Below are 23,934 nucleotides of genomic sequence, written 5' to 3' on the forward strand. Positions count from 1 at the left end.
CATGGTCCTGCGCTTCGCCGACACGAGCGTCGGCTACCACGGCGTTGCGGTCCTCACCCACGTGGACCTCTCGCTGGAGGCCGGGCAGTGCCTCGCCCTGGCCGGGCCCAACGGCGCCGGCAAGTCGACCCTGATCAAAGCGGTCCTGGGTCTCACCGAGGTTCTCGCCGGCACCGCCGAGGTGTTCGGCCGAACACCGGCCCGGTCGAGGGAACAGTGCGGCTACGTGCCGCAGGTCGGCGACCTCGACCCCGACTTCCCGGTCACCGCGGCGCAGGTCGTGCTGATGGGCCGCTACCGCCGGATCGGCTGGTGGCGGCCCACCCGGGCCACCGACCGGCGGGCCGTGACCGAGGCCCTCGACCGGGTCGGTCTGGCCGACGAGGCCGGGCGCCGGTTCGGGCTGCTCTCCGGCGGTCAGCGGCAGCGGGTGCTGCTCGCCCGCGCGCTGGCCGCCGAACCCGAACTGCTGCTGCTCGACGAGCCGTTCAACGGCGTCGACGTGGTCAGCCAGGAGGCGATCCTTTCGGTGCTGCGCGAGCTCACCCGCAGCGGTACCGCGCTGCTGCTCAGCACGCACGACCTGGCCCTGGCCCGCGACGTGGCCGACCTGGTGTGCCTGATCAACGGACGGCAGTGGGCCTTCGGCCCGCCGGGCGAGGTGCTGACGGCAGATCAATTGCGTTCGGCGTACGGAGGTCACGCCATCGACCTGGCCGACGGCCGCACGGTGCTGGTGGAGCCGTGATCCTCACCGTGCCGTTCATGGCCCGGGCGATGGCCGAGCTGGCGCTGCTCGCGCTGATCTGCGGGCCGGTCGGCGTCTTCGTCTTCGCCCGCCGGCTCTCCTTCGTCTCGGACGCGCTCACCCACACGGTCTTCCCCGGCGTGGTCATCGGCTTCCTGGCCGGTGGGGTGGAGGGACTGGTCGTCGGCGCGCTCGTGGCCGGGCTGCTCACCGCGGTCGTGCTGACGCTGCTCACCCGCGGCGGGGCGCTGTCCGACGACGCCTCCACGGCTGTGGTGCTGACCGCGATGTTCTCGATCGGCGTCGTGCTCGTCTCGCGCCAGTCCTCGTACACCTCGGACCTGACGTCCTTCCTCTTCGGGCGCCTGCTGACCGTGACGCCGCGGCAGATCGCCGAGACCGCCGTGCTGGCCGCGGTGATCCTGGTGATGCTGGCGATCGCGGCCCGGCCCCTGCTGTTTCGCACCTTCGACCCGGCCGCGGCGGCCGCGGCCGGGTATCGGACCTTCTGGCTGGACCTGTGGCTCAACGTGATCGTCGCCCTGGTCGTGGTGGCCGCGGTCCGAGCGGTCGGCACCATCCTGGTCGTCGCCCTGCTGATCATCCCGGCCGCGGCGGCCCGCCTGATCACGGCGCGGCTGGCGGCGATGGCGGTGATCGGTACGGTGCTGATCCTGCTCGCCGGCTACGGCGGCCTATGGATCAGCTGGACGGCGTCGGTGGATTACGGCATCTCGCTGACCTCGGCCTCGGCGGTCGTCCTCCTGCTCGTCCTGGCCTACCTGCTGTTGCTGCCGTTGGGCCGCTTGTCGACCGTGCGCCGCTCGTCGCTCTCGCACCGCGGAACGCCGCCCGCCCCGAAGGGATCGCCCCATGAGCTGGTGGGATGACGCGCTGCACCGCGCGATCGCCGAGGTGATCCTGGCCGGTGCGCTGGCCGGTCTGATCGGCGTGCAGGTCGTGGTGCGCCGATTGTCGTTCTTCACGATGGCGCTGACCCATGCCACCTTCCCCGGCGTGGTGGCGGCCTCCCTGATCGGCGTGAACGTCTTCGCCGGCGGCATCGTGGCCGGCGCGGTGGTGGCGCTGGGGGTGGCCGCGCTGAGCCGCCGGCAAGGTCAGAACGCGGCGGCCGCGACCGGGGTGGTGCTTTCGGCCGGATTCGCGCTGGGTGCGGGCCTGATCGCCACCCAGAGCGGCTTCAGCCGTGACCTGTCGGCACTGCTGGTCGGCTCGATTCTCACGGTGAACAACCAGGACATTCTCATCACGGCGGCGATGCTGGTCGCGGTGGCGGCCCTGCTGGCGGTCTGCGCCCGCCCGCTGACCTTCGCCGGTTTCGACCCCGGCGGCGCGCGGGCGGCCGGCCTGGCGGTCGGGGCGTGGGACGTGGTGCTCCTGCTGACCGTGGAAGCGGTCGTGGTGACCATCGTGCCCGCGGTGGGGACGATCCTGGCCGTGGCGCTGATCGTCGCCCCGGCGGCCGCGGCCCGGCTGTGGTCCACCCGCCTACCAGTGATCACAGCGCTGGCGGTGAGTTTCGCGGTCGCGAGCGGCCTGGGCGGTCTTTACGCCTCGTACATCTGGAACGTCGCCGCGGGCGCAAGCATCGCCCTCACCGCAACCCTGCTCCTGGCCGTCTCTTCGCTCCTGGCCCGCCCGGCCGCATCGCTTCTGACGGCTTCGCGCCCCCGGGAAGGCACAGCGTGAACGACGACGTTCTGGAGCGCGCCGTGGTCGTTTTGCGAGGAATGGCATATGAGCACCGCCTGCGCATCCTGGTGCTGCTGCGCGGCGGCGAGCTGGGCCCTCCCGAGATAGCCGCCGCCGTGCCGGCCGACCCCACCGCGGTCGCCCACCATCTGCGTTTCCTGCTCGACGCCCGATTGATCCGCCGCCGCCGACGGGGCCGCCAGGTCTATTACGCCCTGACCGACGAGGCGACGGCCGACCTGGTCACCGACGTGGTCCGCTACGCCGGAGGCGAGTAGCCAGCCGGCCGACGTGCTCGCCGTCGGCGACCGAACAGAGGGCGCTCGGCCGGGAAAATCGGCCGAGCGCCCTGCTGTAGCTGCGCGAGGGTCAGCTGGCGACCGGGCCGCCGTCGAGGCGCCATGTCACGACGACGCCGGGCTTGGCGTAGTCGCCGTCGGGCCAGGTGGAAGCCGGCTTGTCGACCGTGGCGCCGCTGATCTCGCCGGGGTGCTGGACCGCCACGAAGACCGAGCGGTCGTCGCCCGTGATGAACGGGCCGCAGGTCTCGGCGCCGCGCGGGACCGTCAGGAACTGCTTCAGGGCGCCCCGCTCGGAACCCTCGATCGGCGTCGCGAACAGGCCGTCGTTCGTGCCCAGCGCGTTGCCGTCCGTCGAGATCCAGAGGTTGCCGGCGCTGTCGAAGGCCACGTTGTCGGGGCAGGAGATCGGCGACACCTTCGTCTTGTCGTAGCCGCCGAAGTACGTGTCGGCCGCGGCCGGGTCGCCGCAGACGATCGGCAGCGACCAGGTGAAGCTGGTGCCGGTGTGGTCGTTGCCGTTCTCGACCAGCTCGAAGATGTGGCCGTGCTTGTTCGCCACGCGCGGGTTGGCCTCGTCCACGCCGGGGTTCGAGCCGACGCCCCGGTTGGTGTTGTTGGTCATCGCGGCGTAGATCTTGCCGGTCTTGAGGCTGGGCTGGACGTCCTCGGGACGGTCCATCTTGGTCGCGCCGACCTTGTCGCCGGCGAGGCGGGTGAAGGTCAGCACCTCGGCCGCGGTCATGCCGGGGACGTACGACGTGTTGCCCGAGACCAGCTTGATCCAGGTGCCGGTGCCGTCGAAGGCGCCGTCAGTGGGCAGCTTGCCGGTGCCGTCGATCTCGGCCGTCGGGCTGTCGCCGGTCACCTTGGCGACGTAGAGCGTGCCCGACTCGAGCAGGGTCAGGTTGTGCCGACGGTCGTTCTTCTTGTACTTGCCGGCCGACACGAACTTGTAAAGGTAGTCGAACCGCTCGTCGTCACCCATGTACGCGACGACGTGGCCCGACTTGGCCACGATCACGTTGGCGCCCTCGTGCTTGAAGCGCCCCATCGCGGTGTGCTTGCGCGGCGGCGCGTCCGGGTCGAACGGGTCGACCTCGACGATCCAGCCGAACCGGTTGGCCTCGTTCGGGTGCTTGGCCAGGTCGAAACGCTCCTGGGCCCGGTCCCACTTGCGCGAGCCGCTCGGGTAGCGCGCCGTGGTCGTGATGCCGTAGCGGTTGAGCTTCGCCTTGTCGGCCTCGGGCACCGCGTCGCCGCCGACGAAGTACTGGTTGAAGTTTTCCTCGCCCGACAGCACGGTGCCCCACGGCGTGACGCCGCCGGCGCAGTTGTTGAGCGTGCCGATCACCGTGTAGCCCTTGGGGTCGGCGACCGTGCGCAGCGCCGGGGTGCCGGCGGCCGGGCCAGTGAGCTTGAACGGGGTCTCCAGCGCGGTGATGCGCCGGTTGTAGCGCAGCCGCTTGGAGCGCGCCGGCTTCCATTCGCCGGTGCGGCCGACCCGCTCGATCTCGACCACGGAGAGGCCGTGCGCCGCGATGGCGACCTTGATCTGCTCCACCGTGAGCGCGTCCAGGCTGGTGAAGCCCGGGAACATCAGCTCCTCGTTGGTGTACTCGTGGTTGACCACGAGCAGGGCACGGTCGTCGCTGATCGGGATGACGCCGACGAAGTCGTTGTTGTAGCCGAACTGCTTCGACTGCGCCTTGGCGGTCTGGCGGCCCAGGTCGAAGTCGGGCGCACCGGGCACGACCTCGTCGCCCCACCGGATGACGACCGACGAGTCGTAGCCGTTGGGCACGATCAGGGTGTCGAGCTGGTTGGGCGGGATGGCCTTGAAGGTCAGCTTGCCGGCCTTCACGCCGCCGTGGTTTCCGTGAAACACAGGCGCGGCGCTTGCCGGGGTCGCCGCGACCGCGGGGGTGGAGCTGAGGCCGAGTACGAGGGCGCCGGCGCCGCCCGCCGCGAGCAGTCCGCGCCGGCTCAGGGCCGAGCTGACGACGTCGCCGAGGTACGGGTTGGCCGACTCGTTCGGGGCCGGGTGGTCACACGCGTTGCCGCACCGGTAGAGGCACGTCATCGCGTCCCGGCTCCCGCCGCTGTGCCCCAGCAGGGGTAGCAACCGACGGCGAATATCAGGCATCTCATCTCCTCGATAGGTGAGCTGCCCGAAACGTAGGAGAGGGGGTTCACCCCGGACTACCGGTCCGGGGTGAACGCGGCGTAAACGTCTTAACTACCGATAGCTCTGTTATCGAGGTGCCAGGTGACCACGACCGCCGGTTTGGCGAAGTCGCCATCGGGCCAGGTCGATGCCGGGTTGTCGATCGTGGCGCCGGTGATCTCGCCCGGGTGCTGCACCGCCACGAAGACCGACCGGTCGTCGCCGGTGATGAACGGGCCGCACGTCTCGGCGCCCGGCGGCACGGTCAGGAACTGCTTGAGGTGGCCGCGCGACGGCCCCTCGATCGGTGTCGCGAACAGCCCGTCGTTGCTGCCCAGCGCGTTGCCGTCGGTCGCGATCCACAGGTTTCCGGTGCTGTCGAAGGCGACGTTGTCAGGGCAGGAGATCGGCGAGACCTTCGTCTTGTCGAAGCCGGCGAAATACGTCGCCGGGTCGGCCGGGTCGCCGCAGACGATCGGCAGCGACCAGGTGAAGGTGGTGCCGGTGTGGTCGCCGCCGTCCTCGGTGATCTCGAAGATCTGGCCGTGCTTGTTGGCCACGCGCGGGTTCGCCTCGTCGACGCCCGGATACGTACCGACGCCGCGGTTGGTGTTGTTGGTCAGCGCGGCATAGATCTTGCCGGTCTTCAGGCTCGGCTGGACGTCCTCGGGACGGTCCATCTTGGTCGCCTTCACCGCGTCCCCGGCGAGACGGGCGAAAGTCAGAACCTCAACGGCACTCATTCCCGGTACGAAGGAAGTGGTGCCCGACACCAGCTTGATCCACTTCCCCGTGCCGTCGAACGCGCCGTCCGAGGGCAGCTTCCCGGTGCCGTCGATCTCCGAGGGCGGGCTGTCCCCGCTGAGCTGCGCGACGTACAGCGTCCCCGACGACAGCAGCGTCAGGTTGTGCTTCCGGTCGTTCTTCCGGTACCGGCCGTCGGAGACGAACTTGTAGAGGTATTCGAACCGCTCGTCGTCGCCCATGTACGCGACGACGTGCCCGGATTTGGCGACGATGACGTTCGCGCCCTCGTGCTTGAAGCGGCCCATCGCCGTGTGTTTGCGTGGCGGCGCATCGGGTTCGAACGGGTCGACCTCGACGATCCAGCCGAAACGGTTCGCCTCGTGCGGGTGCTTGGCCAGGTCGAAGCGCTCCTGCGCCCGTTCCCAGCGGCGTGACCCGGACGGATAGCGCGCGGTGGTGAGGATGCCGTAGCGATTGAGGTACGGCTTGTCGGCGGCCGGGACGGCGTCGCCGCCGACGAAGTACTGGTTGAAGTTCTCCTCGCCGGACAGCACGGTGCCCCACGGCGTGACGCCGCCGGCGCAGTTGTTGAGCGTGCCGATGATCGTGGTGCCGCGCGGGTCGGCCGCGGTCCGCAGCAGCGGCGAGCCGGCGGCCGGCCCGTCGGCCCGGAACTCGGTGGCCAGCATGGTGAGCCGCTTGTTGTAGGGCCGCCGCTTCGACCGGACCGGCCGCCACTGCCCGGTGTCGCCGACCCGTTCGAGCTCGACGACCGACATGCCGTGCGCGGCCATCGCGGCCCGCACCTGGTCGACGGTGAGCGCCTCCTGGCTGGTGAAGCCGGGGAACATCAGCTCCTCGTTGGTGTACTCGTGGTTCGACACCAGCAGGGCGCGGTCGTGACGGCCGGGGAAGGGCAGCACGCCGAGGAAGTCGTTGTTGAAGCCGAACTGCCGCGACTGGGTCTCCCCGGTCTGGTGGTGGACGTCGAGCCCCGGCGCCCCGGCGAAGATCGGGTCGCCCCAGCGGATGACCACGGCGTGGTCGTAGCCGTTCGGCACGATGAAGGTGTCGAGCTCGTTCGGCGGAATCGGCTTGAAGGTCAAGGCGCCGGACGAAGGCGACGAGGCCGGAGCGGCGGAAGCGCCGGTCGCGGACGGGCCGGCGGCGGACGGGCCGGCCGCGCTGACCGGAGCGCCGACTCCGAGCACCAGAGCGCCGGCGCCGGCGCCGGCCGCCAATAGCCCGCGACGACTTACCTCCCCCGCGACGATATCGCCTAAATACGGATTGTCGGTTTGGTTGGGCTCCGGGTGGTCGCACGCGTTCCCGCACCGGTAGAGGCAGGTCTTGGCGTCCCGGCCGTGGCCCAACAGGGGTAACAGCTCGCGCATCTCGAGATCTCCTTTGATCGGAGTGCATCGATCCCAGGTGAACGCAGCGTAAACAACTCCACGTCAGAGAGCGACCCCCTGATTCTTTGTGTCCCCCGTCGCAGCCGCGTCAAAAACGCGTGAAGAAACCCCCGGCGGCCGTACGCAACGCGTCAACGCCGATGACGCGGACTTCCCGGCGCGCTTCGCTTCCTCCGTACCACCAAAGCCCTCATGTCCAAGGAGTCACCCCGTGGCTGATCTCGGGTTCGTCGTTCTCACGATCGCGCTGTTCGCGGCGCTGACCGTGCTGATCAAGGCGGTCGAACGCTCGTGAACGCCGTCAACGTCATCGGCGTCATCGTCGCCGTCGCCCTCGCCGGGTTCCTCGTGGCCGCCCTGCTGTTTCCGGAGAAGTTCTGATGGCCGGCTGGCTTTTCGTCATCACGCTGGTGCTCGCGGTCGCCGCGGCGTACCGGCCGCTGGGTGATTACCTCTACCGGGTCGTGTCCGGTCGTAAGAGCAACGTCGTCGAGCGTGGCATCTACCGTCTCGTCGGCGTCGACCCGAACACCGAGCAGACCTGGGGCGTCTACGCCCGCAGCGTCCTCGCGTTCTCGGCCGTCTCGATCCTGTTCCTCTACCTGTTCCTGCGCGTGCAGGACAAGCTCTGGCTGTCGCTCGGCTTCGACGGCGTGCCCACGCACATCGCGTGGAACACCGCCGTCAGCTTCGTGACCAACACCAACTGGCAGGCCTACTCGGGTGAGTCGACCATGGGTCACCTGGCCCAGATGGCCGGCCTGTCGGTGCAGAACTTCGTCTCGGCCAGTGTCGGCATCGCCGTCGCGGTCGCCTTGATCCGCGGTTTCGCCGCCCGCAAGAGTCAGACGCTCGGCAACTTCTGGGTCGACCTGACCCGGATCACGCTGCGCGTGCTGCTGCCCATCGCCGTACTGGCCACCCTGGTCTTCATGATCGGCGGGATGGTGCAGAACCTGTCCGGCGGCACCGACGTCACCACGCTGACCGGCGCCACCCAGCACATCACCGGCGGACCGGTCGCCTCCCAGGAGGCGATCAAGGAGCTCGGCACCAACGGCGGCGGCTTCTACAACACCAACTCGGCCCACCCGTTCGAGAACCCCACCACCTGGACCAACTGGATCCAGCTGTTCCTGATCCTGTGCATCCCGTTCGCCATGCCCCGCGTCTTCGGCCGAATGGTCGGCCAGAACCGGCAGGGCTACGCGATCGTCGCCGTCATGTCGGTGCTGGCCCTCGCCTCGATCGCGCTCACCGTCGGCTTCGAGGTGCACGGCGGCGGCACCGTCCCGCAGGCGGCCGGCGCGGCCATGGAGGGCAAGGACGTCCGGTTCGGCGTCCCCAACTCGGCCACGTTCGGCGCGGTCACGACGCTGACCTCGACCGGCGCCGTGAACTCGTTCCTCGACTCGTACACGTCGTTCGGCGGCATGATGCCGATGGTCAACATGATGCTGGGCGAGGTGGCGCCCGGCGGCGTCGGCGCCGGCCTCTACGGCCTGCTCATCCTGGCCACCATCACCGTCTTCGTGGCGGGACTCATGGTCGGCCGTACGCCCGAATACGTCGGCAAGAAGATCGGCGCCCGCGAGATGAAGCTGGCCTCGCTCTACTTCCTGGTCACGCCGGCGGTCGTGCTGATCGGCACGGCGGCCGCGTTCGCCACCGGCCACAACTCCACGGCGCTCAACACCGGACCCCACGGGCTTTCCGAGGTCCTGTACGCCTTCACGAGCGCCGGCAACAACAACGGCTCCGCCTTCGCCGGCATCACGGTCAACACACCGTGGTGGGACACCGCGCTCGGCCTGGCCATGCTCCTGGGCCGTTTCCTGCCGATCATCCTCGTGCTGGCCCTGGCCGGCTCGCTGGCCCGGCAGAAGCCGGTGCCGGAGTCCGAGGGCACCCTGCCCACCCACCAACCCCTGTTCGTCGGTCTGGTCGTCGGCGTCACGATCGTGCTGGTCGCGCTGACCTTCCTGCCCGCTCTCGCTCTCGGTCCCATCGCGGAGGGCCTTTCATGACCTCGCTCGCCTCCAAAACCCCTTCCTCCGTACGTGGTGGGCTGCTCGACCTGAATCAGTTGTGGCGCTCCTTGCCGCAGGCGCTGGCCAAGCTCGATCCGCGCGCGCTCTGGCGCAACCCGGTCATGTTCATCGTCGAGGTCGGATCGGTCTTCACCACCGTCCTGGCCCTCACCGATCCCAGCGTGCTGGCCTGGATCATCACGGTCTGGCTGTGGCTGACCGTCGTCTTCGCCAACCTGGCCGAGGCGGTGGCCGAGGGCCGGGGCAAGGCGCAGGCGGCCGCCCTGCGCGCGGCCAAACAGGACACCATGGCGTACCTCGAGGACGGCCGCGAGATCGCGGCCACCGAGCTCAAGCAGGGCGACGTCGTCGTGGTCGAGGCCGGCCAGGTCATCCCCGGTGACGGCGACGTCATCGAGGGCATCGCCAGTGTCGACGAGTCGGCCATCACGGGCGAGTCCGCCCCGGTGATCCGCGAGTCGGGCGGCGACCGCTCGGCCGTCACCGGCGGCACCAAGGTGCTCTCCGACCGGATCGTCGTGCGGATCACCCAGAAGCCCGGCGAGAGCTTCGTCGACCGGATGATCGCCCTGGTCGAGGGCGCGAACCGGCAGAAGACGCCGAACGAGATCGCGCTCAACATCCTGCTGGCCGCGCTCACCATCATCTTCCTGCTGTCGGTGGTGACGTTGCAGCCGCTGGCCATCTTCTCGAAGGCCTACCAGGCGGCGGCGCCGGACACCATCGCGATCAACGCGCACGGCGTGACCGGCATCGTGCTGGTCTCGCTGATCGTCTGCCTGATTCCGACCACGATCGGCGCGCTGCTCTCGGCCATCGGCATCGCCGGCATGGACCGCCTGGTACAGCGCAACGTGCTGGCCATGTCGGGCCGCGCGGTCGAGGCGGCCGGCGACGTGAACACGCTGCTGCTCGACAAGACCGGCACGATCACCCTCGGAAACCGGCAGGCCTCGGAGTTCGTCCCGGTGGACGGAGTCTCCGCGTCGGAGTTGGCCGACGCCGCGCAGCTGTCGAGTCTGGCGGATGAGACGCCCGAGGGCCGCTCGATCGTCGTACTGGCCAAGAACGAATTCGGACTCCGCGAACGTGAGCCGGGCCTGATGACGGACGCGACCTTCGTGCCTTTCACCGCCCAGACCCGGATGAGTGGCGTGGACATCGAGCCCAGTCTTCAGTCCGGTGAAGGGCGGGCGGTTGGGGCGGTAGCCGGGGGGCGGCAGATCCGTAAGGGCGCGGCCGGTGCCGTGATCAAGTGGGTCGGTCACTCCTCCGACGAGGTGAGCGAGATCGTCGACGGGATCAGCGCCTCCGGCGGCACGCCGCTGGTGGTGGCCGAGAAGGGGCGGATCCTCGGCGTCATCCACCTCAAGGACGTCGTCAAATCCGGCATGCGGGCCCGCTTCGACGAGATGCGCAAGATGGGCATCCGGACCGTGATGATCACGGGTGACAACCCGCGGACCGCGGCCGCGATCGCCGCCGAGGCCGGCGTCGACGACTTCCTGGCCGAGGCGACGCCCGAGGACAAGCTCGCGCTGATCAAGAAGGAGCAGGAGGGCGGCCGCCTGGTCGCGATGACCGGCGACGGCACCAACGACGCGCCCGCGCTGGCCCAGGCGGACGTCGGCGTGGCCATGAACACCGGCACGTCGGCCGCGAAGGAGGCCGGCAACATGGTCGACCTCGACTCCGACCCGACCAAGCTGATCGAGATCGTCGAGATCGGCAAGCAGCTGCTCATCACCCGCGGGGCGCTGACCACCTTCTCGATCGCCAACGACATCGCCAAGTACTTCGCCATCATCCCGGCGATCTTCGCGGCGGTGTACCCGGGCCTCGACGCGCTCAACGTCATGCGGCTGCACTCGCCGGGCTCGGCCATCCTGAGTGCGGTCATCTTCAACGCGCTGGTCATCGTCGCGCTGATCCCGCTCGCCCTGCGCGGTGTGCGCTACCGGCCGTCGAGCGCGAGTGCCCTGCTGCGCCGCAACCTGTGGATCTACGGCCTGGGCGGCGTCATCGTGCCGTTCCTCGGCATCAAGCTCATCGACCTCATCATCCAGTTCATCCCCGGGATCTGACACCCATGCGACTTCCTACCTGGCTCTCTCAACACCTCGCGGCGCTCCGCGCGCTGCTTGTCATGACCGTCCTGCTCGGACTGGCGTACCCCCTGGCCTTTGTCGCCGTCGGGCATCTGCCGGGCCTCTCCCACAAGGCGAACGGCTCGATGGTGAGTGCCGGAAGCACGCTCATCGGCCAGTCGTTCACCGATGCCGACGGCAACCCCGTCCCGAAGTACTTCCAGAGCCGCCCCTCGGCCGCCGGTGACGGATACGACCCCACGTCCACCGCGGCCAGCAACCTGGGCCCGGAAAGCGTGGTCGACACGGCCGATGCGAAGAGCCTGCTCACCCAGGTCTGCGAGCGCAGCCTCGCCATCGGCAAGCTGGAGAACGTGGACGGCAGCCGGCCGTACTGCACCAGCGACGGCGTCGGCGCCGTGCTCGCCGTCTTCTACCGCGACGGCCTGACCGGCCCGGTCACCCGCGCCGTGTCGGTCAACCAGACCGGTACCCCGTTCATCGCCACCTACGAGGGCGTCACCGTCGAGTCCGCGAAGAACGGCGAGGACTACGTGGCCGAGGGCGGCGTCATCACACCGATCCGCGGCGACGCCCCGGCCAAGCCGGTCGTTCCGGCCGACGCCGTCACGGCCAGCGGCAGCGGCCTCGACCCGGACATCAGCGTGGCGTACGCGAACCTGCAGGCACCCCGCATCGCCCGCGAGCGCAACCTGTCGCCGGTGCGGGTTCACCAGCTCATCGAGGAGCACACCGAGGGCCGCGCCCTGGGCTTCATGGGCGAGCCGGCCGTCAACGTCCTGGAGCTCAACCTGGCCCTGGACGGAAAGTAGAGGAAGGGAGGCGCGGCGTCATGGCACGTGGAGAACTGCGGATCTATCTCGGCGCCGCGCCCGGCGTCGGCAAGACGTACGCCATGCTCGAAGAGGCCCACCGCCGGGCCGAGCGTGGCACCGACGTCGTGGTCGCGCTGGTCGAGACGCACGGCCGCAAGCACACCGCGGCGATGATCGGCGACCTCGAGGTGATCCCGCGCAAACGGGTCACCTATCGGGGCGCCGAGTTCACCGAGATGGACCTCGACGCGATCCTGGCCCGCAAGCCGGAGCTGGCCGTCGTCGACGAGTACGCGCACACCAACGTGCCCGGCTCGGCCCACGCCAAGCGCTGGCAGGACGTGCGGGCCCTGCTCGACGCCGGCATCAGCGTGCTCACCACGGTCAACGTGCAGCATCTGGAATCGCTCAACGACGTGGTCGCCCGGATCACCGGCGTCGAGCAGCGGGAGACCGTGCCGGACGTGGTGGTGCGCGCGGCCGAGCAGGTCGAGCTGGTCGACATGACACCCGAGGCGCTGCGCCGGCGGATGGCGCACGGCAACATCTACCAGCCCGAGAAGGTCGACGCGGCCCTCGGCAACTACTTTCGCACCGGTAACCTGACCGCGCTGCGCGAGCTGGCGCTGCTGTGGCTGGCCGACAAGGTCGACGACCAGCTCGGCCGATATCGCGCCGAGCACGGCATCGACAAGACCTGGGAGACCCGCGAACGGGTGGTGGTCGCCCTGACCGGCGGCCCCGAGGGCGACACGCTGATCCGGCGGGCCGCCCGCATCGCCGCCCGCAACAAGGGCACCGACCTGCTCGCCGTGCACGTCACCCGCAACGACGGCCTGGCCGGGGCCGACCCGGGCAAGCTGGCCCGGCAGCGGGTGCTCGTCGAGACGCTCGGCGGCACCTATCACCAGGTGTCCGGCTCCGACGTGCCCGAGGCGCTGCTTGAGTTCGCCCGCGCGGTCAACGCCACCCAGGTCGTGCTCGGCGCGAGCAGCCGCGGGCGGTTCGCTCAGATCCTCAGCGCCGGCGTCGGCGCCACTACGATCGCCCGCTCCGGCTCGATCGACGTGCATCTGGTCCCGCACGAGCGGGCCGGGCAGGGCCGGCGGCGGGCCCGCGTGCCCGCGGCCCTGTCCCGCGGCCGGCGGATCGCCGGCTTCGTGGCCGTGCTGGCCGGCCTGCCCGCGCTCACCCTGCTGCTCAAGCTCGGGCCGTCGCTGTCGCTGACCAACGACATCCTGCTCTTCCTGGGCGCCGTCATCGGCGTCTCGCTGATCGGCGGCCTCTGGCCGGCCCTGCTCGCCGCGGTCGCCGGGTCGCTGATCCTCAACTGGTTCTTCACCCCGCCGCTGAGCAAATTCACCATCGCCGAGCGGGACAACCTGCTCGCGCTCGGCATCTTCGTGGTCGTGGCGCTCGCGGTGAGCTGGGTGGTCGACACCGCGGCCCGCAAGACGCGGCAGGCCGCGGCCGCCTCGGCCGACGCCCAGATCCTGTCCACTGTGGCAGGAAGTGTGGTCCGCGGTGAGCGGCCGATGATGGCCCTGCTGGAACGGGTGCGCGAGACGTTCGGCTTCGACTCGGTCACCCTGCTCAGCGACGGCGAGCCGGCGGCCGAGGTGGGCACACCGGTCTGCACCAGCTCGGCCGAGGCGGACGTCGAGGTGCGGGCCGACGAGCACGTGACGATGCTGCTCAAGGGCCATCCACTCCAGGCCTCGGACCGGCGGCTGGTCGAGGCGTTCGCCGCGCAGGCCGCGGTGGCGCTGCGCCAGGAACGGCTCAGCGCCGAGGCGGCCGCCGCCAAACCCCTGGCCGAGGCCGACCGGATGCGCACCGCGCTGCTGGCCGCGGTCAGCCACGACCTGCGCACGCCGCTGGCCTCGGCCAAGGCGTCGGTGGCGGGCCTGCTCAGCGACGAGGTCCACTTCGACGAGGAGGACCGGCACGAGCTGCTGGTCACCGCCGACGAGTCGCTCGACCGGCTGGACCGGCTCGTGGCCAACCTGCTCGACATGAGCCGCCTGCAGGCCGGTGCGCTCGGCGTCAGCACGACCGACGTCGGCGCCGAGGAGGTCCTCCCGCGCGCGCTCGACGACCTCGGACCGGACGGCCGCAAGGTCACCCTGCACATCCCGGACGACGTGCCGCCCGTACGGGCCGACCCCGGCCTGCTCGAACGCGTGCTGGTCAACGTGGTCGCCAACGCGCTGCGCTACAGCCCGCCCGGCCGGCCGCCGGTGATCACCGTGAGCCGCTACGGCGACACCCTGGAGCTGCGCGTCATCGACCACGGCCCCGGCATCCCGCGCGACCGCTGGGACGACGTCTTCCTGCCCTTTCAGCGCCTCGGCGACCGCGACAACCACACCGGCGTCGGTCTCGGCCTGGCCCTGTCCCGCGGCCTGACCGAGGCCATGGGCGGCAACCTCATCCCCGAAGAGACACCAGGAGGTGGCCTCACCATGGTCCTTTCTCTGCCCGTCAGCTCATCATGACCCGGGTGCTCGTCGTCGATGACGAACCGCAGATCGTCCGGGCCCTGCGGATCAACCTCAAGGCCCGCCGGTACGAGGTGGACACCGCCCCCGACGGGGCCTCGGCCCTGCACGCCGCCGCCCACCACCGCCCCGACCTGGTCGTCCTCGACCTGGGCCTGCCCGACATGGAGGGCGTGGAGGTCATCCGCGGCCTGCGCGGCTGGACCGGCGTGCCGATCATCGTGCTCTCCGGCCGCGCCGGCAGCGCCGACAAGGTGGCGGCCCTCGACGCCGGCGCCGACGACTACATCACCAAGCCGTTCGGCGTCGACGAGCTGCTGGCCCGCATGCGCGCGGTGACCCGGCGCTCCCAGCCCGGCGACGAGGCGGGCCCGGTCGTCACCATCGGCGCCCACACCGTCGACTTCTCCACCCGCACAGTCTCCGGCGGCGACCACGACGTGCGCCTGACCCCACGAGAGTGGGAGCTGCTGGAACACCTGGCCCGCCACCCCGGCAAGCTGATCAGCCAATATCACCTGCTCCAGCAGGTGTGGGGCCCGCAGTACGGCACCGAGACCAACTACCTGCGCCAGTACATGGCCCGCCTGCGCCGCAAACTGGAAACCGACCCGGCCCACCCACGCCACCTGCTCACCGAGCCCGCCATGGGTTATCGCTTCGTGCCGTGATGCCCGGCGCTCGCACCCTTGTCACCGGTCTCCCCGGCGCCGTGAGCGGAAGTTGTCCACAGGCCGCCAGCTTTTCCACAGGCCGCAGCACGATCTCGGCCAGCACTGAGACAATGTCATCGGGCGGCTCCCCCTCGATTACGACGTCGAAATCCGCCGAGTGATCTGCTCGACCAACGCCATCGAATCGTTGAACGCCCGTTACCGGCGTGCAGTTCGGGCCCGTGGGCATTTCCCGAGCGAGCAGGCCGCTCTGAAATGCCTGTACCTTGTGACTCGCAGCCTGGACCCGACCGGGGCCGGCCGCGCCCGATGGACGATGCGCTGGAAGCCCGTGATCAACGCCTTCGCCATCACCTTCGGTGACCGCTGGCCGGCCGCCGAGACCTACTAACCGAAGAGCCGGAAACACCGATCTTGGTACGGACCCCCCCCTGGGAGGGCGGGCTCTGTGCGGGCGGGCTCTGTGCGGGCGGGCTCTGTGCGGGCGGGCTCTGTGCGGGCGGGCTCTGTGCGGGCGGGCTCTGTGCGGGCGGGCTCTGTGCGGGCGGGCTCTGTGCGGGCGGGCTCTGTGCGGGCGGGCTCTGTGCGGGCGGGCTCTGTGCGGGCGGGCTCTGGGGCAGTACCCGGCCTGCCTGTGCCGCCGGTTGGAGAGCGGCCCGGTCCACGCCACACGCCCATCGAGCCCGCCATCTGCTGTCGTCTCGTGTCGTGAACGGCCCGTCAACAAAGTTCGGGCGTTCGTACGCAACGTGTGAACAGCTCTGTCGACGGTCACCACGGCGACGTTGCATGGAGCCGTGAACGGAACAACCGCCCTGGTCACCGGGGCTTCGCACGGTATCGGGCACGAGCTGAGCCGCCGGCTGGCCGGCCGCGGCTTCCGCGTTCTGGTGCACGGGCCGACCCCGGCCTCCGCCGAGAAGGCGGTCCGCCGGCTCGTGGCCGCGGGAACGAAGGCCGAACGACTCACCCCGGTCGCGGCCGACTTCCGCCACCTCGAGCAGGTGATCGAGCTCGGTCACCGCGTCGAGCGGCTCGACCTGCTGGTGAACAACGCCGGGACCCTGGGCCTGGCCGACCCGGCCGCGCTCTTCCAGGTCAACTACCTCGCGCATTACGCGCTTACGCGGGCGCTCGGGCCCGCGCTGAAGGCGAGCGCCGGCCGAGTCGTGACGGTCGCCTCGTCGCGGCACCGGATGGCGACGGCCGACCTGTTCGCCGCCGGGCTGCGCCCGGCCGAGGCGTACGCGAACGCGCAGGCTGCCCGGATTCTCCTCACCGGCACCGTGAGCAGTGAGGTCGAAGCGGTCGCCGTGCATCCCGGCGTCGTCGACACCGGGCGGATCGCCGGCGTTTATGGGCTGGGCGGGCTGCCTGTGCGCGATGGCGCGGAGCAGATCCTGTGGGCCACCGAGCCGGGCGCCGCGTTCGAGAACGGCGCGTACTACGAGGGCCATCTGCTCGCACACTCCGAAGTGGACGTGGCGGCGGCCGATCGGTTGTGGTGCGACTCGGCAAAGATTCTTGGTTGGGACTGCACCGCCGAACGGTCTCGTGGTATTCGGCGGGTCGTTACCTGTGCCGGGTACACCGGGTGCATGACCGAGCTCCGCTGTGCCATCGAGAGAGACACCGACAAGGCCGGCAAGACCACGTACCTGCACCTGAGCGGCGCTTTCGACAAGGCGGCCCACCGTGAGCTGCGCCGGGAGCTGTGGGGCGCCTTCGCCCGCAAGCGCCGGGGGCGCGTCGTGGTCGATCTGGCCCGGGTCGACGAGATCGGCAGCGAGTGCATCGAGGTGCTGCTGATGGGCTACACCAAGGCGCTGCGCGGCGGGCACGGATTCGAGGTCACCGGCGCGCAGGGCGGCGTCCGGCAGATGCTCGAGGCCACCGGGCTGTGCGAGCGGCCGGACGACGACGTGCTCTACGCCCCGGCCTGGCCCGACATCTTCGAGTTCACGCCGCTGGGCGCTCCCGACCGGCTGGGGTGACCCCGACGTCGCGCAGGCGGTGATGGGCCACGCCGGCCGCGCTGAGCCGGTCGGCCAGGGCGGGACTGGTGTGGTCGAGGAACACCGCGACCTGATGGTCGTCGCCGAGGAAGCAGGTGGCGACCAGGGTGCCCAGGTTGATCGGGTCGATGTCGGGAACATCGTGCAGATCGAGGACGAGCCGCAGGGGCCGCACGTGGCGCACGGCGTGGACCAGGGTGCGCCGCAGCTCGACCGCGTCCTCGGCGTCGAGAGCGCCGTGCGGCTGGATGACGAGCGTGCCGTCGGGGCTGGTTTCGACGTCGACCGAAGTGGCGGTCATCGCGGACCCTTCGTTACCCATTGTTCTCCGGAGGGAAAGGTTACTGCCGAGTGTGGACCGGCGATAGTCGAGTATTCGGGTGAACCAGCTCGGCCGGTCCGGGCCGATTCAGGTGATAGCCCTGCAGAAGGTCCACTCCGGCCTCGGCCAGCGCGGTCGCGGTCGGCTCGTCCTCCACACCCTCGGCCACGACGGTCAGGTTCAGCGCCCGGGCGATGGCGATCACCGAGTCGATGATCACCGCGTGCGGCTTCGAGTCGTGCATGCGCATCACGAACGACCGGTCGATCTTCAGTTCGTCGATGGGCAGCTCGGGCAGCAGACCGAGAGAGGTGTAGCCGGTGCCGAAATCGTCGATCGCGACCCGGATGCCGGCCGCCCGGATCTCGGCCAGCCGTGCCGCCGCCCGGTCGGGCCGGGTCAGCACCGCGGTCTCGGTGATCTCCACCGTGAGCAGTGACGCCGGCAGCCCCTCCAGGCGCAGCAGGGCCAGGATGGTCGGCACCGCGCGGTCCTGAGCCAGATAGGCGGCCGACAGGTTCACCGAGACCGGCAGGCCCCGGCCCTCGCGATGCCAGACGCCGGCCTGGTGGATGGCCTCGGCCAGCACCCAGTCGGTCAGCTCGAGGATCACGTCGGAGCGCTCGGCGTCGGGCAGGAAGACGCCCGGCGGCAGCATGCCACGCTGCGGGTGCTGCCAGCGGACCAGCGCCTCGGCGCCGCGGACCGTGCGGTCGGCGGCGTCGTGCAGCGGCTGGTACTGCACCAGCAGGTGCCCGGCCCGGATGCCGGCCCGCAGCTCGGTGAGCTGACGCAGGTCGGCCCGCTGGCCGAGACCGAGGTCCTCGGTCCACCGGACCACGCCGGTGCGGTCCTTCTTGGCGCTGTGCATGGCCGCCACGGCCCGGCGGCCGACCACGGCGATGTCGCGGTGGCCGGCCTCGGTGACGCCGACGCTCGCCTCCAAGCTCACCGGCACCCCGTCGATCGTGTGCGGGCCGCGGATGGCGTCGGCGAGCCGCCGCCCGAGGCGGGCGGCGTCCGTCACCGGGTGGGCTACCAGCACCGCGAACTGGTCACCCTCGAACCGGGCGATCAGATCCTGCGGGCGGCAGGCGTCGCGCAGCGCGCCGGCGACCCGCTGGAGCAGTGTGTCGGCACCCTCGCGGCCGAGCATGTCGTTGACCTCCTGGAACCGGTCCAGGCCCAGGTGCACGATCGCGGCCAGCGTGCCGGCGGCCAGCCGCTGCCGGCCCTCGGCCACCACGGTGGCCCGGTTGGGCAGACCGGTGAGGTGGTCGGCCCGCGACATCCGGGCGTACCGGCCGGCCATCGCCGTGAGCAGGCCGATCACCGGCGCCACGCCGTAGCGGTCGTCGGGCCAGCGGACCACGACCGGCTCGTCGCGTTCGGCGTCGGGCCGGGCCAGGGCGGCCTCGGCGGCCAGGTCGATGTCGGTGCCGGCGGGCAGCACGAGCGGGTCGTGCAGGGTCCGCGAGCTGCGGCTCAGCAGCCGCGGGCCGGTGGGGGAGTCGATCAGGACGCCCGGGCGGTCCGGGTCGTCGCGCAGCAAAGCCACGATCTCGGCCAGCGGCGTGCCGGCGGGCACCGGCGTCATCGGCACCGCCGTCTCACCGAGCTTGCGGGGCAGGCGCCCGCCGCTCACCGCGGGGCCAACGGGAAGCACGTGCCGTCGATCAGGAGCCGGCCCTCGGCCACGCGCGGGCGCAACCGCACCCACAGCCCGCGGCCGGGGAGCTCGGCGTCGGCCGGGAAGCCGCCCAGCGCGGCGGCCCAGGCCGCTTCCATACCGTCGTACGACAAAGGGTTCTCGCCTGTCGAATCCACGACCATGAGCCGGCCGTCCTGGCCGGTGGCCACGGTGAAACGGCCGGTGGCCAGGCGCCGGGTCAGCTCGTCGAGCTCCATCTCGGTGCGGCGCTCGCCGGTGCGGTCGACCACCATGCCGTCGCAGACCGTCGTCCCGTCGGCCATCCGGTGCGGCCGGCCGTTCCCGTGCAGGCGGCGCCGCTCGCCGTCGTGCCGGATCACCGTGCCCTGCCAGCGCCAGGGCTGAAGGGTCAGCACGGTCTCGGTCACGCTCCGGACGAACGACTCCCGGTCCTCCTCGGCGACGATGTCGGTGATCAGCGCCGGGTCGATCATCACCGCGCGCGGGTCCAGGCCGTAGATCTCGCGGCAGCCCTCGGAGACGAAGGTGAACGACTGACCGCCGTCGGGCGCGATCCGGAACTGGAACAGCATGCCGGGGGCGTTGTTGACGGTCGCGCGGAAACGGCGCTCGCTCTCGCCGAGGGCGGCCTCGCTGCGGCGGCGGTCGGTGTCGTCGATGGCGATGGCGCAGACGCCGTAGACCGAACCGTCGGGGTCGGTCAACGGGAAGCGCGTCACCACGTACTGCCGGATCTCGTCGCCGAACGGCACCTCCTCGAGACCGGTGACCGCCTCGCCGGTGGCCGCGACCTGCTGGTTGCTGCGACGGCCGGCGAGCGCCACGGCGTCGGGCAGCACGTCGACGTCGAGCCGGCCGACCAGGTCGGTGGCCGAGACGCCGAAGACGCGCTCGTACTCGCCGTTGACGAACAGGAAGCGCCCGTCCCGGTCCTTGGCCGAGATCATGGCCGAGGTGTGCTCGAGGATCGAGCTGACCAGCGTGGTGGTGCGCTGCAACTGCTGCTGCGAGTGGTGCCACTCGGTCCGGTCGGACAGGAAGGCGCAGTAGCCGTCGGCGACCGCGTTGATCACCATCGAGACGAGCAGCTCGGAGCCATCGCGGTGGCAGGCCGGCACCTGCACCTGCGTGCCCGGCCAGGCGTCGTCGCCGGCGACCAGGCGCCGGGCGAAGCCGGCGGCGTGCGCGGCCCGCAGCGGGGCCGGGACGATGGTGTCGGCCAGCGACCGGCCCAGCACCTCGGCCCGGTCCCAGCCGAAGAGGCGTTCCGCGGCCGGGTTCCACTCGCGGATCACACCGGCCCGGTCGATCTCGACGAAGGCCAGCGAGGTCGCCCGCAGGGCGCCGGAGGCAGCGATCGAGGAGTCCGCAGCAAGCATGGTGGTTTGATCGGCGGCCGACGGACCTGTCTGAGGATTCCGGACCGCCTTCAGCCCCGCCCGCCGGCCCGGACGATCCCCGACTCGTAGGCGAAGACGACGGCCTGGACGCGGTCACGAAGGCCCAGTTTCATCAGGACCCGGGCCACATGGGTCTTCACGGTGGCCTCGCCGACCGCCAGCGCCGCGGCGATCTCGGCGTTCGAATGGCCCCGGGCCACCAGGCGCAGCACCTCGGCCTCGCGCGGGGTGAGCCCGTCGAGCTCGGCCGGTGGGCGCGGGCCCGGCTGCGCGGCGAAGGCCGAGATGACCCGGGTGGTGATGGCCGGGTCGAGCAGGGCCTCGCCGGCCGCGACGACCCGGATCGCCGTGATCAGGTGCTCGGGGGAGGAGACCTTGAGCAGGAAGCCGCTCGCCCCGGCCCGCAGCGCCCGGTAGAGGTTCTCGTCGGTGTCGAACGTCGTCAGCATGATCACCCGGGGCGGCTGCGGCGCGGTGAGCAGGGCGCTCGTGGCGGCCAGGCCGTCCTGGCGGGGCATGGCGATGTCCATGAGTACGACGTCGGGCCGGATCCGCCGGGCCAGCCCGACCGCCTCGGCGCCGTCGCCGGCCTCGCCCACCACGGTCATGTCGGGCTCGGTCTCGATCACCATCCGCAGCCCGGCCCGCACCATCCGCTGGTCGTCGGCGATCACCACGGTGATGCTCATCGCAGCGCCACCACGGGTAGCGGAAGCCGGCACGTCACCGCGAAGCCGCCCCCGGCCCTCGGCCCAGCGGTCAGGTCGCCACCGAAGAGCGCGGCCCGCTCCCGCATCCCGATCAGCCCGTGTCCCCGCGTGACCGGCGCGGCGCGGCCGCCGTCATTGACGATCGCCAGGTGCAATCCGTCCGGGCGGAAGGACACCGTCACGGTCACCGGGGACGGGCCCGCGTGGCGCAGCACGTTGGTCAGGGCCTCCTGCACGATCCGGTAGGCCGACATGTCGATCGCCGGGGGCACCGGCACCGGCTCGCCCTCCCGTCTCACCGTCACCGTCAGTCCCGCCTCGCGCACCTGCGCGATCAGCTCGTCGAGCCGCTCCAGCCCGGCCGGCGGCTCCGCGCTCTCCGCGTCCTCGCCGCGCAGCAGGCCCAGCGTGCGGCGCAGCTCGCCGACCGCGTCCCGGCCGGACGACTCGATCGTGTGCAGCAGCTCCCGGTCGACCGGCAGCCCGGCGTCGAGGCGGCGCCGCACCACACCGGCCTGAATCACCATCACGGTCACGCTGTGCGCCACCATGTCGTGCAGCTCGCGGGCGATCCGCACCCTCTCCTCCATGACCGCCTCGCGGGCCAGCTGTTCACGGACGGCCGCGCGGGCCGACGCGGCGTCGGCGGTGCGGCGCGCCTGCACCGCGAGGACGACCCCCAGGGCGTACGGCGCGAGGGGAAAGAAGATTGCGGCCATCGGGTCGCCCGGATCGGAGATGAGGTAGACGGCGAACGTCACCGCCATCAGCCCGGCGCCGATCAGGCCCCGGCGGTCGCGGCCCGTCGGCGGCACGCAGCGGCCCACCGTGTACGCGGCGATCATCTCGGCCACCAGCTGCCAGAGCCGGAAGTTGACCGTCGCCTCGCCCGCGATGGTCGCCGGCTCGTAGAAGACCGGCAGCGGCCCGATCACGTGCGGCAGCATCGTCAGCAGCGGAAACAGCCGCCGTACGAGGATCAGCACGGCGAACAGGGCCAGCAGCCAGGGCCACCACCATCCGGGCATCCGGATGAAGTACTCCTCGGCCAGGGCGAACGCCACGAAGCCGCCGGCCACCACGGCGTCCATCGGCCGCAGCCGGCGCAGGATCATGCGTCGACGCTACGGCCGCCGGCGTCGTCACCGAACCCGCCGCGAGGATGACAAGCGGTCCGCCGCGCGGCGGACCCGAGATCCTTCCGTGTACGGGTTACCGCGCGGCCCGCCGTTCGTAGCGTCCCCTCCCAGACAACAAAGGGGGAGGAAGCGATGTGGCGTAAGGCGACGGCGGCGTGCCTGGTGCTGGCACCGGTGGCGCTCGCGGTGGCGACCGGGGTCGATCCGGCGCTCGGCGAGGACCAGGGGTACGGGGTCTATCGACAGCACCCGGACGCGACGCTGTGGCACGCGGTGCTGCTGCACTGGGCGTGGGTGATGCTGGCGGTGGGGTTCATTGGGCTGCTCCTGAGGATCAGGGGGCGCGGCTCGGTGCCGGCGGCGATCGGCTGGGTGGCCACGCTGCTCGGCCTGGTGACGTTCTCGGGGCTGATGGCCTTCGACATCGGACTGTTGGCGCTGGAGCAGCAGCCGACGCTGACCGACGCGCAGCTCGCGGCCTATGACGATCAGATTGGGTCGTACGCCTGGGCACAGTGGGGCTGGCAGGTGCCGGGCATCCTGGGCTGGGCGTTGGCGCTGATCGTGGTGCCGCTCGCGGCGGCCTGGGCCCGGGTGATCAGCTGGTGGGCGGCCGGGCTGGCGCTGGCCGGTACGGCGCTCTACCTGCTCTTCGCCATCTCCCCGGTGCCGCTGTGCCTGACCGGCCCGGTGGTGCTCATCGTCGCCTACACCCTGGCCGCCCGGCAGTCGCTCGCGCCATCTGAAACGGCGCTGCCGGACGGCCCGGCGCTTGCGCCATCTGAAGCGGCGTTGCCAGGCGGCCCGGCGCTTGCGCCATCTGAAGCGGCGTTCCCGCGCCGGGCCGGTCTCGTGTGCCTCGTGGCGGCGCCGCTGTCGTTCGCGATCGGCATGGCGACCGTGCCGCCCGGATCCGGCGATTCGTCGACCTATGCCAACCATCCGGGGCTGGCCCAGGCCAGCGCGTTCTTCCTGCATCTGGCCTGGGTGCTCTTCGTGCCGGCGGTCACCGCGGTCGCCGAGCGGGGCGGCCGGTTCACGAGGGCGGCCGGATTCGTGACCGTGCTCGCGCTGATCAACTTCAGTGCGCTGATGCTCGGCGACTACACCGATCTGGCCGCGCGGCAGGCCCTCGGCGACCCGGTTGCGGACCGGGCCATGGCGCTGACCGACGGATATGCGCTTTTCACTCTCGGGTGGGCCATGCCGGGGATGGTGCTGTCGCTGCTCGGGCTGATCGCCGTGGCGATCGGGGCGGCGCGTGACGGACTGGTCCGCTGGTGGGTTCCGGCCTTGGTTGCCGCCGGATTCGCCGGTTTCTTCATGCTTCCGTTCGGGCCGCTGGGGGTTCTCGGCCCGGCGGTCCTGGTGGTGGGTTTCGGGTTGCTGGGTGCGGCGCTGAGGCGTACGCCGACGGCCGAACCGGTCTTGACCTGAA

19 protein-coding genes and 1 pseudogene are annotated in these 23,934 nt (G+C 70.9%); 13 read left to right on the forward strand and 7 right to left on the reverse strand.

The features are described from left to right. The first annotated feature begins 1 nt into the window (after position 1). The 4 genes from CRP55_RS00275 to CRP55_RS00290 are packed head-to-tail and all read left to right on the forward strand — an operon-like array spanning position 2 to position 2,739. Entirely contained in the window at positions 2 to 748 is a 747-nt protein-coding gene (locus tag CRP55_RS00275) for a metal ABC transporter ATP-binding protein (RefSeq protein WP_097317429.1), read from the forward strand. Continuing rightward, positions 745 to 1,638, forward strand: coding sequence for a metal ABC transporter permease (locus CRP55_RS00280; RefSeq protein ID WP_245922706.1), 894 nt, complete (start codon positions 745 to 747; stop codon positions 1,636 to 1,638). Before CRP55_RS00275 ends, CRP55_RS00280 begins: the two co-directional genes overlap by 4 nt. After that, positions 1,622 to 2,458, forward strand: coding sequence for a metal ABC transporter permease (locus CRP55_RS00285; protein ID WP_097317430.1), 837 nt, complete (start codon positions 1,622 to 1,624; stop codon positions 2,456 to 2,458). Before CRP55_RS00280 ends, CRP55_RS00285 begins: the two co-directional genes overlap by 17 nt. Further along, complete coding sequence (locus tag CRP55_RS00290) at positions 2,455 to 2,739, forward strand: metalloregulator ArsR/SmtB family transcription factor (RefSeq protein ID WP_245922707.1); 285 nt, start codon at positions 2,455 to 2,457, stop codon at positions 2,737 to 2,739. Before CRP55_RS00285 ends, CRP55_RS00290 begins: the two co-directional genes overlap by 4 nt. 91 nt (positions 2,740 to 2,830) lie before the next feature. On the opposite strand, the gene CRP55_RS00295 is transcribed toward CRP55_RS00290, so the two are convergent. Both CRP55_RS00295 and CRP55_RS00300 read right to left on the reverse strand, forming a co-directional pair. Next, positions 2,831 to 4,906 (reverse strand): PhoX family protein, encoded by a 2,076-nt coding sequence (locus tag CRP55_RS00295; protein WP_097317432.1) that lies wholly within the window; start codon positions 4,904 to 4,906, stop codon positions 2,831 to 2,833. 89 nt (positions 4,907 to 4,995) lie between these two features. Further along, positions 4,996 to 7,068 (reverse strand): PhoX family protein, encoded by a 2,073-nt coding sequence (locus tag CRP55_RS00300; RefSeq protein ID WP_097317433.1) that lies wholly within the window; start codon positions 7,066 to 7,068, stop codon positions 4,996 to 4,998. 312 nt (positions 7,069 to 7,380) lie between these two features. Between CRP55_RS00300 and kdpF the strand changes: the two genes are divergently transcribed. The 8 genes and pseudogenes from kdpF to CRP55_RS00345 all read left to right on the forward strand — a co-directional run bounded on the left by kdpF (position 7,381) and on the right by CRP55_RS00345 (position 17,232). After that, complete coding sequence (kdpF, locus tag CRP55_RS54275) at positions 7,381 to 7,470, forward strand: K(+)-transporting ATPase subunit F (RefSeq protein WP_097317434.1); 90 nt, start codon at positions 7,381 to 7,383, stop codon at positions 7,468 to 7,470. Further along, complete coding sequence (gene kdpA / locus CRP55_RS00310; protein ID WP_097317435.1) at positions 7,470 to 9,116, forward strand: potassium-transporting ATPase subunit KdpA; 1,647 nt, start codon at positions 7,470 to 7,472, stop codon at positions 9,114 to 9,116. Before kdpF ends, kdpA begins: the two co-directional genes overlap by 1 nt. Then, positions 9,113 to 11,224 (forward strand): potassium-transporting ATPase subunit KdpB, encoded by a 2,112-nt coding sequence (kdpB, locus tag CRP55_RS00315; RefSeq protein ID WP_097317436.1) that lies wholly within the window; start codon positions 9,113 to 9,115, stop codon positions 11,222 to 11,224. The genes kdpA and kdpB overlap by 4 nt, the downstream gene beginning before the upstream one ends. Before the next feature lie 5 nt (positions 11,225 to 11,229). After that, a complete protein-coding gene (locus CRP55_RS00320; RefSeq protein WP_097317437.1) occupies positions 11,230 to 12,060 on the forward strand; it encodes a potassium-transporting ATPase subunit C in 831 nt (276 codons plus the stop codon). 20 nt (positions 12,061 to 12,080) lie between these two features. Then, positions 12,081 to 14,561, forward strand: coding sequence for a DUF4118 domain-containing protein (locus CRP55_RS00325; RefSeq protein ID WP_097317438.1), 2,481 nt, complete (start codon positions 12,081 to 12,083; stop codon positions 14,559 to 14,561). After that, entirely contained in the window at positions 14,558 to 15,235 is a 678-nt protein-coding gene (locus CRP55_RS00330; RefSeq protein ID WP_097317439.1) for a response regulator, read from the forward strand. The genes CRP55_RS00325 and CRP55_RS00330 overlap by 4 nt, the downstream gene beginning before the upstream one ends. Positions 15,236 to 15,368: 133 nt before the next feature. After that, a pseudogene (locus CRP55_RS00335) lies at positions 15,369 to 15,629 on the forward strand (transposase); the annotation flags it as partial. 406 nt (positions 15,630 to 16,035) lie between these two features. Further along, a complete protein-coding gene (locus tag CRP55_RS00345; RefSeq protein WP_143234348.1) occupies positions 16,036 to 17,232 on the forward strand; it encodes an SDR family NAD(P)-dependent oxidoreductase in 1,197 nt (398 codons plus the stop codon). On the opposite strand, the gene CRP55_RS00350 is transcribed toward CRP55_RS00345, so the two are convergent. From CRP55_RS00350 to CRP55_RS00370, 5 genes are read right to left on the reverse strand one after another with little or no spacing between them, the layout of a single operon-like run. Beyond that, entirely contained in the window at positions 17,198 to 17,554 is a 357-nt protein-coding gene (locus CRP55_RS00350) for an STAS domain-containing protein (protein ID WP_097317442.1), read from the reverse strand. The two genes, CRP55_RS00345 and CRP55_RS00350, sit on opposite strands and share 35 nt — an antisense overlap. A gap of 40 nt (positions 17,555 to 17,594) precedes the next feature. Next, complete coding sequence (locus CRP55_RS00355) at positions 17,595 to 19,241, reverse strand: putative bifunctional diguanylate cyclase/phosphodiesterase (protein ID WP_245922708.1); 1,647 nt, start codon at positions 19,239 to 19,241, stop codon at positions 17,595 to 17,597. Then, positions 19,217 to 20,626 (reverse strand): PAS domain-containing protein, encoded by a 1,410-nt coding sequence (locus CRP55_RS00360; protein ID WP_097317443.1) that lies wholly within the window; start codon positions 20,624 to 20,626, stop codon positions 19,217 to 19,219. The genes CRP55_RS00355 and CRP55_RS00360 overlap by 25 nt, the downstream gene beginning before the upstream one ends. A gap of 50 nt (positions 20,627 to 20,676) precedes the next feature. After that, a complete protein-coding gene (locus CRP55_RS00365; protein ID WP_097317444.1) occupies positions 20,677 to 21,336 on the reverse strand; it encodes a response regulator in 660 nt (219 codons plus the stop codon). Further along, positions 21,333 to 22,472 carry a sensor histidine kinase gene (locus CRP55_RS00370; RefSeq protein WP_097317445.1) on the reverse strand — a complete coding sequence of 380 codons (1,140 nt, stop codon included), beginning with the start codon at positions 22,470 to 22,472 and terminating at the stop codon, positions 21,333 to 21,335. Before CRP55_RS00370 ends, CRP55_RS00365 begins: the two co-directional genes overlap by 4 nt. A gap of 156 nt (positions 22,473 to 22,628) precedes the next feature. On the opposite strand from CRP55_RS00370, the gene CRP55_RS00375 reads away from it, so the two are divergent. Continuing rightward, complete coding sequence (locus CRP55_RS00375; RefSeq protein WP_097317446.1) at positions 22,629 to 23,933, forward strand: hypothetical protein; 1,305 nt, start codon at positions 22,629 to 22,631, stop codon at positions 23,931 to 23,933. The last annotated feature ends 1 nt before the right edge of the window (position 23,934 follow it).

Source organism: Paractinoplanes atraurantiacus, from assembly GCF_900215205.1.
In the GTDB taxonomy this organism is placed as follows: Bacteria; Actinomycetota; Actinomycetes; order Mycobacteriales; family Micromonosporaceae; genus Actinoplanes; species Actinoplanes atraurantiacus.